Annotated in this window: 1 rRNA gene; it reads left to right on the top strand. The window is 50.8% G+C overall.

From position 1 onward, the window contains the following. The first annotated feature begins 22 nt into the window (after positions 1 to 22). Positions 23 to 2,941 (top strand): 23S ribosomal RNA (locus FAY32_RS14155). Positions 2,942 to 2,963 lie beyond the last annotated feature (22 nt).

Below are 2,963 nucleotides of genomic sequence, written 5' to 3'. Positions count from 1 at the left end.
AACGATTACGACGTAATCGTTAGGTTAAGTTATGAAGGGCGCATGGTGGATGCCTTGGTACTAGGAGCCGATGAAGGACGGGACTAACACCGATATGCTTCGGGGAGCTGTACGTAAGCTTTGATCCGGAGATTTCCGAATGGGGAAACCCAGCTATCTTAATCGATAGTTACAACTTAGGGAATACATACTTAAGTTGAGGCAGACGTGGGGAACTGAAACATCTAAGTACCCACAGGAAGAGAAAGAAAAATCGATTCCCTAAGTAGCGGCGAGCGAACGGGGAACAGCCCAAACCAACGAGCTTGCTCGTTGGGGTTGTAGGACTGAACATTTGAGTTACCAAAGTCAATGATAATCGAAGTGTCTGGGAAGGCACGGCATAGCGGGTGATACCCCCGTAGATGAAATCGTTGACCCTCAGTTCAGGATCCTGAGTACGGCCACACACGTGAAACGTGGTCGGAATCCGGGAGGACCATCTCCCAAGGCTAAATACTCCCTAGTGACCGATAGTGAACCAGTACCGTGAGGGAAAGGTGAAAAGCACCGCGGAAGCGGAGTGAAATAGTTCCTGAAACCATGTGCCTACAATTAGTTAGAGCCCGTTAATGGGTGATAGCGTGCCTTTTGTAGAATGAACCGGCGAGTTACGTTAATTTGCAAGGTTAAGGTGTAAAGACCGGAGCCGTAGCGAAAGCGAGTCTGAAACGGGCGTTTCAGTAAGTTGATGTAGACCCGAAACCAGGTGACCTATCCATGTCCAGGTTGAAGGTGCGGTAAAGCGCACTGGAGGACCGAACCCGTGTATGTTGAAAAATGCTGGGATGAGGTGTGGATAGCGGTGAAATTCCAAACGAACTTGGAGATAGCTGGTTCTCTCCGAAATAGCTTTAGGGTTAGCCTCGGAATTAAGAATCGTGGAGGTAGAGCCACTGTTTGGACTAGGGGCCCGTCATGGGTTACTGAATTCAGATAAACTCCGAATGCCACTGATTTATATCCGGGAGTCAGACGACGAGTGATAAGATCCGCCGTCGAAAGGGGAACAGCCCAGACCATCAATTAAGGTCCCTAAATACATGCTGAGTGGAAAAGGATGTGGAGTTGCATAGACAGCTAGGATGTTGGCTCAGAAGCAGCCACCATTTAAAGAGTGCGTAATAGCTCACTAGCCGAGTGATCCTGCGCCGAAAATTTACCGGGGCTAAGCATGTTACCGAAATTATGGATGCGACCAATAGGTCGCGTGATAGGAGAGCGTTCTAAGGGCGACGAAGCTAGATCGTAAGGACTAGTGGAGCGCTTAGAAGTGAGAATGCCGGTATGAGTAGCGAAAGATCAGTGAGAATCTGATCCACCGAATGACTAAGGTTTCCTGGGGAAGGCTCGTCCTCCCAGGGTTAGTCGGGACCTAAGCCGAGGCTGAGAAGCGTAGGCGATGGATAACAGGTTGATATTCCTGTACTAGTTAATCATGTTTGAACGATGGAGGGACGCAGTAGGCTACGGTATGCGCACGATTGGAAATGTGCGTTCAAGCGTCAAGTCTGGTGATGAGTCAAATGCTTATCGCTAAGGACAAGGCGTTACGAGGACCGAATTTTAGTAGGGAAGTGCCAGACGTCACACTGCCGAGAAAAGCTTCTAGTTAGTGATTAATTACCCGTACCGCAAACCGACACAGGTAGTCGAGGAGAGTATCCTAAGGTGAGCGAGTGAACTCTTGTTAAGGAACTCGGCAAAATGACCCCGTAACTTCGGGAGAAGGGGTGCTACACGCAAGTGTAGCCGCAGTGAAAAGGCCCAGGCGACTGTTTATCAAAAACACAGGTTTCTGCAAAATCGTAAGATGACGTATAGGGGCTGACGCCTGCCCGGTGCTGGAAGGTTAAGTGGATGAGTTAGCTTCGGCGAAGCCCAGAAATGAAGCCCCAGTAAACGGCGGCCGTAACTATAACGGTCCTAAGGTAGCGAAATTCCTTGTCGGGTAAGTTCCGACCCGCACGAAAGGCGTAACGATCTGGGCACTGTCTCAACAAGAGACTCGGTGAAATTATATTACCTGTGAAGATGCAGGTTACCCGCGACAGGACGGAAAGACCCCATGGAGCTTTACTGTAGCTTGATATTGGGTGTTGACACAGCTTGTACAGGATAGGTCGGAGCCGTAGAACTCGGAACGCTAGTTTCGAGTGAGGCGCTGGTGGGATACGACCCTCGCTGTGTGAACACTCTAACCCGCACCACTAATCGTGGTGGGAGACAGTGTCAGGTAGGCAGTTTGACTGGGGCGGTCGCCTCCTAAAAAGTAACGGAGGCGCCCAAAGGTTCTCTCAGAATGGTTGGAAATCATTCATCGAGTGTAAAGGCAGAAGAGAGCTTGACTGCGAGACAGACAGGTCGAGCAGGGACGAAAGTCGGGCTTAGTGATCCGGTGGTACCGTATGGAAGGGCCATCGCTCAACGGATAAAAGCTACCCTGGGGATAACAGGCTTATCTCCCCCAAGAGTCCACATCGACGGGGAGGTTTGGCACCTCGATGTCGGCTCATCGCATCCTGGGGCTGTAGTCGGTCCCAAGGGTTGGGCTGTTCGCCCATTAAAGCGGTACGCGAGCTGGGTTCAGAACGTCGTGAGACAGTTCGGTCCCTATCCGTCGCGGGCGTAGGAAATTTGAGAGGAGCTGTCCTTAGTACGAGAGGACCGGGATGGACATACCGCTGGTGTACCAGTTGTGCCGCCAGGCGCATCGCTGGGTAGCTATGTATGGATGAGATAAACGCTGAAAGCATCTAAGTGTGAAACTCGCCTCGAGATGAGATTTCCCATTCCTATATGGAAGTAAGACCCCTGAGAGATGATCAGGTAGATAGGCTGGAAGTAGCAGCGCCGTGAGGCGTGGAGCGGACCAGTACTAATCGGTCGAGGACTTAACCAAGTTGTAAAACGTGGTGTTCTCA

It is taken from the genome of Levilactobacillus enshiensis (assembly GCF_007115095.1).
Classification (GTDB): domain Bacteria; phylum Bacillota; class Bacilli; order Lactobacillales; family Lactobacillaceae; genus Levilactobacillus; species Levilactobacillus enshiensis.
The sequence above is the reverse complement of the archived record's forward strand: the minus strand, read 5'-3'. Positions and strand labels throughout refer to the sequence as shown.